6 protein-coding genes are annotated in these 6,265 nt (G+C 44.5%); 5 read left to right on the top strand and 1 reads right to left on the bottom strand.

Annotated elements, in window-relative coordinates; all coding sequences use genetic code 11:
* The 4 genes from LD39_RS15985 to LD39_RS15970 all read left to right on the top strand — a co-directional run.
* Positions 1 to 1,093 (top strand): carbon starvation protein A (locus LD39_RS15985; RefSeq protein ID WP_035549602.1); only part of this gene is annotated, 1,093 nt, incomplete at its 5' end.
* A gap of 161 nt (positions 1,094 to 1,254) precedes the next feature.
* Positions 1,255 to 1,638 carry a hypothetical protein gene (locus tag LD39_RS15980; RefSeq protein WP_035549598.1) on the top strand — a complete coding sequence of 128 codons (384 nt, stop codon included), beginning with the start codon at positions 1,255 to 1,257 and terminating at the stop codon, positions 1,636 to 1,638.
* 11 nt (positions 1,639 to 1,649) lie between these two features.
* A complete protein-coding gene (locus LD39_RS15975) occupies positions 1,650 to 1,913 on the top strand; it encodes a cory-CC-star protein (protein ID WP_035549597.1) in 264 nt (87 codons plus the stop codon).
* Positions 1,914 to 1,937: 24 nt separating this feature from the next.
* Complete coding sequence (locus LD39_RS15970) at positions 1,938 to 2,882, top strand: ArsA family ATPase (protein WP_035549596.1); 945 nt, start codon at positions 1,938 to 1,940, stop codon at positions 2,880 to 2,882.
* 300 nt (positions 2,883 to 3,182) lie between these two features.
* Here LD39_RS15970 and bglX read toward each other — a convergent pair whose 3' ends face one another.
* Positions 3,183 to 5,342 (bottom strand): beta-glucosidase BglX, encoded by a 2,160-nt coding sequence (bglX, locus tag LD39_RS15965; RefSeq protein WP_035549595.1) that lies wholly within the window; start codon positions 5,340 to 5,342, stop codon positions 3,183 to 3,185.
* Between the two features lie 221 nt (positions 5,343 to 5,563).
* On the opposite strand from bglX, the gene LD39_RS15960 reads away from it, so the two are divergent.
* Positions 5,564 to 6,265, top strand: a 702-nt coding sequence (locus LD39_RS15960) for an extracellular solute-binding protein (RefSeq protein WP_035549600.1), incomplete at its 3' end; no start/stop codon positions are given.

The raw sequence follows: 6,265 nt of genomic DNA, 5'->3' as shown, positions 1-6,265 counted from the left end.
CAAATACTTCGGCGGTGAAGGGGCGACAACTCTATTTGGCATGAGCGCTACTTCGATGTCGTTCTTAGTCTGGATCGTTGTATTGATGGTCTATGTGTATATCGCATCGACGCTGCCAGTCTGGAAGCTGCTGCAGCCGCGTGATTATATCAACTCTCACCAGCTAATTGTCGGACTTGGGCTTTTATATTTGGGCTTGCTTTTCACAAATCCTGAAATTACAGCACCAGTTACCAATGCTTCTGCAGATACTTCCTGGTTCCCGCTGCTGTTCATTACCATTGCGTGCGGGGCGATCTCCGGGTTCCACGGACTCGTATCTTCGGGGACCTCTTCGAAGCAATTGAATAATGAAAAGGATGCACGGTTCGTCGGTTACTTGGGATCCGTTGGTGAAGGTGCACTCGCCCTTGTAGCTATCATCGCCGTTGTTACGTTCTTCCCGACAGCCGGAGAATTCACAGCGACGTATAGCGGTTTTGCGGCTGCCAGTGGAGCAGGCTTGGGGGTATTTATTCAAGGAGCGGGACAGCTTGCGGCAGGATTAGGCATTCCGCCGATGGTCGCTTCAACGATTGTATCGGTAATTGTTGTCAGTTTTGCAGCAACGACCTTGGACTCATCCGTCCGACTCATGCGCTATATCATTGCTGAGCTCGGAACGGAATACAAGATCAAGCCACTGACGAAAACGCATGTGGCCACAACAGCTGCTGTTGTATCCAGTGCGATGCTGACGCTGATCCCACAAGGACCTAAAGGCTTTGGCTCAGGCGGATACCTGCTTTGGCCGTTGTTTGGGACTTCCAATCAGCTGCTTGCAGGAATCAGCTTGCTGTTGGTTTCGATTTGGCTGCGGAATCAGGGAAGGAATTATTTGCCGACATTAATTCCTATGCTGTTCCTCATGTTCATGACGTTATGGGCGATGATCGACCAAGTACTCACGGAGTGGGCGCCTTGGGCCGAAGGAAGCGACTGGATGTTATTCAGCTTTGGTGCCATCATCCTCGTATTTACGTTCTGGATTCTCTTGACGGCAATATCTGCTCTAAGAAAAGGAAACCGCGACTCTGTTCAGAGGAGTGCATGATAAAGAGCCGCACGTAAACGCGTGCGGCCTTCCTTTTTTCGACGATTTCAGTAGTTAACTGTCCGTCGAAGTCAGTACGTGAGTCGCTGCTATGAAATCCGCCATTTTTCTTTGTTGTTTCAAGAAAGCATCCGTGAGTTTCGATTAAGGAGGATTAAAAAATGGTTGAAGTCATGATTATTCGTCCGGAAAAAGAAATTGGAATGGGCTGCTGTGGTGGCGTATGCAGTGATGAAGATGGATTTATCCAAATGGAAGATGAGTTCAAACATCATGATGAAGATCGAGAGCAGCTCGGGAAATTATATCAGCAGACGTTGAGCGACTATGGAGATCAAGTGCAAATTACTTTTCTTGATCCGAGGAACTTACTGGCGATAGGAATGTATTTTTTCAAACAAGCAAAAGAAAGACGCATCTCTTTTGCAGCGTCTTTGCGACATGTTTTCTTCCATATGCAATATAATGCGATTTTCGTAAATGGGAAAATGGTGAAAGGCTTGAACGATTATCATACACAACTTAGAAAAGTGTTAAATGAGTGAGGAGAGGTAGTATGCAAAAAAAATATTCTATAAAAAGATTAGTGGAGCTCTATGATGAAATCCTCAGTCTTCCTCACAAGCAAGAAATCGCACGAGAGCTAAGAGATGAGGACGATTTGTTCATGCTGCTTGTGTATTCAGATATGCTTGGAATTCCAAATCCTGCGTTCTATTATACATTAGAATTATATCCCTATATTATTGAAAAATTTCATGATTGGCATCTCCGAATGGGGATGGAAAAGTCACCATTAGATGGTATTCGTTGCTGTTAACGAACGAAAAAAGGGGGGGATATGATGAAACAAATCCATGACAAGAAAATATTATTCGTCGGAGGAAAAGGAGGCGTGGGAAAATCAACCTCTTCAGCAGCTCTGGCTGTCGCTTTTGCTCGTGAGGGATTTAGGACGCTGGTCGTTTCTACTGACCCAGCCCATAATCTTGGCGATATTTTTCATAAACAAGTGAGTCATAAGAAAACGAAGTTAGAGGAAAATTTATGGGGTATCGAAGTCAATCCGAATATAGAATCCAAGCGATACATTGAAGGCGTGAAGGATAACTTAGAAGGTCTCGTTAAGTCGAAAATGGTTGAGGAAGTCCATCGTCAAATTGATATGGCGAGCGCTTCCCCTGGAGCAGATGAAGCGGCTCTCTTCGATCGATTGATCTCGATTATCCTAGAAGAATCAGATAGCTTTGATAAAATTGTATTTGATACAGCACCGACCGGTCATACGATTCGCTTGCTCACGCTTCCCGAACTCATGGGCGTTTGGATTGATGGGATGCTCGAGCGCAGGAAGAAAGTGACCGATAATTACACGGAACTTTTGAATGACGGAGATCCAGTCGATGATCCTATTTATTCGATTCTCCAAAATAGAAAAGAGAAATTTGCTGCTGTAAGAAAGATCATCTTAGATGAGGAACAAACGGGATTTGTCTTTGTGCTGATTCCTGAGCGACTCCCTATTTTGGAAACGGAAAAAGCGATTGAGCAGCTGGGACAGCATGATCTCCCGGTACGAACACTGATCGTGAACAAAGTTTTGCCTGAGCATGCAGACGGTGCTTTTTTAGAGAAGCGAAGAAAACAGGAGAAAGCCTACTTGGACGAGATAGAGAAAAGATTTGCCAAGCAGCAGTTGATCCGTGTTCCATTGTTTGAAGAGGATGTATCGGATATGGAGAAGCTTGGGGTGTTTGCGGAGCATGTGAGAAAAAAGGTTAGAGTATAATGGAAGCCTCATGAGCGATTTCATGAGGCTTTTATGCTCCAGGAGAACCACTCTCCTTTTTGATTGTATATAAGCTCTTAGTTGAAAGCTCTCCATTGTTGAAGACTCAGCTTCGTGATAGTTGGATCCGTTTCTTTATGAGATCTCCGGTTGGCGGGGAAAGCGAGCCCTTCCCCAACGACCCAAAAACCACACTAACATCTAAAATCAAGTCCTCCACAGTCCTGCACTTATTATGAATAATCTTTATGATATAAAAATAGCTGTCAGGAAAGTCCTGACAGCTATTTTAGTATGCGGTTAAACCAGCCGGAACTTCTTCGACTTTACATCACGGCTGTTCGTTCCTACAAAAACCTCAAAGTCACCAGCATCACTTTTGTACTCCATAGTGGCATGATAGTAACGCAGTTGACTCTCATTCACCTGGAAAATGACTTCCTTTGATTCACCTGGATCAAGTGAGATTTTTTTGAAGTCTTTTAATTCTTTAAGCGGGCGCACAACGTCCCCAACTAGATCACGAATATAAAGTTGGACAATTTCATCCCCACTTGTGTCTCCCGTATTGGTTACTATCGTAGTCACAGTCAATGGTTGATCTCGAGTCAACTGATCAGACGATAAATTCAAGTCTCCGTATTCAAATTGAGTGTAACTGAGACCATAACCGAATGGGTAAAGGGCCTCGTTCGGGATATCTAAGTACTGCGATACATACCGTTCCTGGGCATCTGGTGCATCTTTCGGCCTCCCGGTATTGTAATGATTGTAATAGATCGGAACCTGACCGACGGAATAAGGCATCGACATCGACAGCTTCGCGGAAGGATTGACCTTACCGAAAATAATATCAGCCAGTGCGTTCCCGCCTTCAGTGCCCGGGTACCAGGCTTCAATAACGGCATCAGCGTTCTCGATGACTTCTCTCAAGTCCAAAGGCCGTCCGTTAAACAAAACAGCGATGACAGGTTTTCCGAGTGATTTTATTTTCTTCAGAAGATTGAGCTGAACTTCCGGAATTCGGATGTCTGCTCGGCAGCCGGCTTCTCCGCTCATATCGGAATGTTCTCCCAGAGCAACTACGACAGTTTCCGCATTTTCTGCTTGATTCAGTGCTTCTTGTAGTTGGTCATCTGTTCCGTCTTCAATGCCGCAGCCTTCAGCGATAAACAGTTTGTCCTTTTCAATGTGACTCGCTAAGCCGTGATCGACAGTAATAGTGTCTTCCGCTGATCCGCCCCATGACCAAGGACCGAGAATGTCAGTACTTTTGGCAAAAGGTCCAACAAGTCCGATGTTTTGCTTTGTATTTAACGGCAGCACGTCTTCGTTTTTTAATAGGACGATTGATTTACTGGCAAGCTCTCGAGCAGCTTCCCGGTTTTCTTTTGATAAGATGACTTCTGCTTCCGTTTCTTCGCTTGCTCCGCGGTAAGGATTCTCAAACAGACCAAGTTTCTTCTTCAGTCGAAGGATGCGCAGGACAGCTTCATCTACGATCCCTTCTTCCAACGTTCCTTCTTCAATCAATTCCTTGACGTGATTCGTGTAGCAGGAGGTCATCATTTCAATATCAACGCCGGCCTTCATAGCTTTTTCGGCAGCTTGCTTCGCATCTACTGCAACTCCGTGAGGAATTAGTTCTTTCACAGCCCCCCAGTCGGAAATCAATGGACCATCGAAATCCCACTCGCCTCTCAAAATTCCTCGCATCAATGCTTCATTTCCAGTGGAAGGAATTCCGTTTAGAATATTGAAAGCCGTCATAACCATTTCGCAGCCTTCATCAAGAGCAGCTTTGTATGCGGGGAGGTAATTTTCGCGAAGCTGCCATTCAGACATGTCTACGGTATTGTAATCTCGACCTGCTTCTGGTGCACCATAGGCAGCGAAATGTTTCACACATGAAGCCACTTTTGAATGATCATTTTCAAGGTCGCCCTGAAATCCGCGGACAAAGGATCGAGCGAATTCACTATTCAAGTGAGGGTCTTCACCTGTCCCTTCCATCACTCTTCCCCACCGTGGTTCGCGGGAAAGATCGACCATTGGCGCAAACGTGACATGAACACCGGCAGCCGATGCTTCCTGCGCTGCAATCGAAGCGCTTTTTTCGGCGAGTTCTAAATCCCAGGAAGAACCAATGGCTAAAGGTACGGGGAAGATGGTTTTAAAGCCATGGACGATATCAGACATAAACAATAAAGGAATTCCAAGACGGTTTTCTTCCATATGTACCTTTTGAATGTTGATCGTTTCTTTTGCGCCAGAAGCTCCAAGAACAGATCCGGTACGGGGAATGTCCTCTTCACTAATATTCATTTGAACCATCGGACCGGTAATTTCGCCTCGGTCTGTAGCCCCTTTAAAGAAAGGAGTCGCAAGCTGCACGAGCTGGCCGACTTTCTCTTCTATTGTCATTTGGTTTAGTAATTGAGTAAGATTCACATCGGTCATTTAAAATCCTCCCTAAAATAAAAATGAAACGTTTCGAATTAATTATAATTGCAGTATAAGCGGGGTGTGAACATCCGTCAACCTATAAAATCCTTATTAAACAATGTTTTTAAAAAATTTTATAAAAATTCAGGAAAGTTGTTGAAAGCGGATACATTTTAAATTATAATGCAGTTATCGAAACGTTTCAATAAAAACATTACCGAAAGGGTGCTTTTTCAGTGAAGTGGAAATTATTGACCTTGTTATCTGTACTTATTCTATCAATGGCGTTAACTGGCTGCTCGAACAGTTCTTCATCTAAGGAGGACGACAACACCGTCACCGTGTGGGCGATGGGGGAAGAAGGTAAGAAACTTCAGGAGTTCAGTAAAAAATTCGAAGAAAACAATCCCGATTTGACCGTCGATGTACAAGCCATTCCTTGGGATACGGCGCACGATAAATTATTGACGGCCGTAGCTTCAGGTAACGGACCGGATGTCGTCCAATTAGGTACAACATGGGTGCCGGAGTTTGCTGAAGCAGGGGCACTTAAGGACTTGTCCGAGTACATGGAAGATTATCCAAACTTTGCGAAAGAGAACTTCTTTGATGGATCTGTCACAACGATGGAGCACGGTGATCAAGTCGTCGGTATTCCCTGGTATGTTGATACACGTGTCATTTACTATCGTACGGATTTGTTAAAAGAAGCAGGATATGAAGAAGCACCGAAGACGTGGGACGAATTAAAGGATGCAGCAACGAAACTTGCTGATCGCGGTGAAGATTCTTATGGGCTTGATATCGACCGTAACGACCAGTCTACACCGTTCATATTTGCATGGCAGAATGGATACGAAGCTAATCTGGATAAGAAGGAACTTAATTTCGACACACCTGAATTTAAAGAAGCGTTAGAGTATTATGCAAGCTATTTT

Source organism: Halobacillus sp. BBL2006, assembly GCF_000786645.1.
Classification (GTDB): Bacteria; Bacillota; Bacilli; order Bacillales; family Halobacillaceae; genus Halobacillus.
The sequence above is the reverse complement of the archived record's forward strand: the minus strand, read 5'-3'. Positions and strand labels throughout refer to the sequence as shown.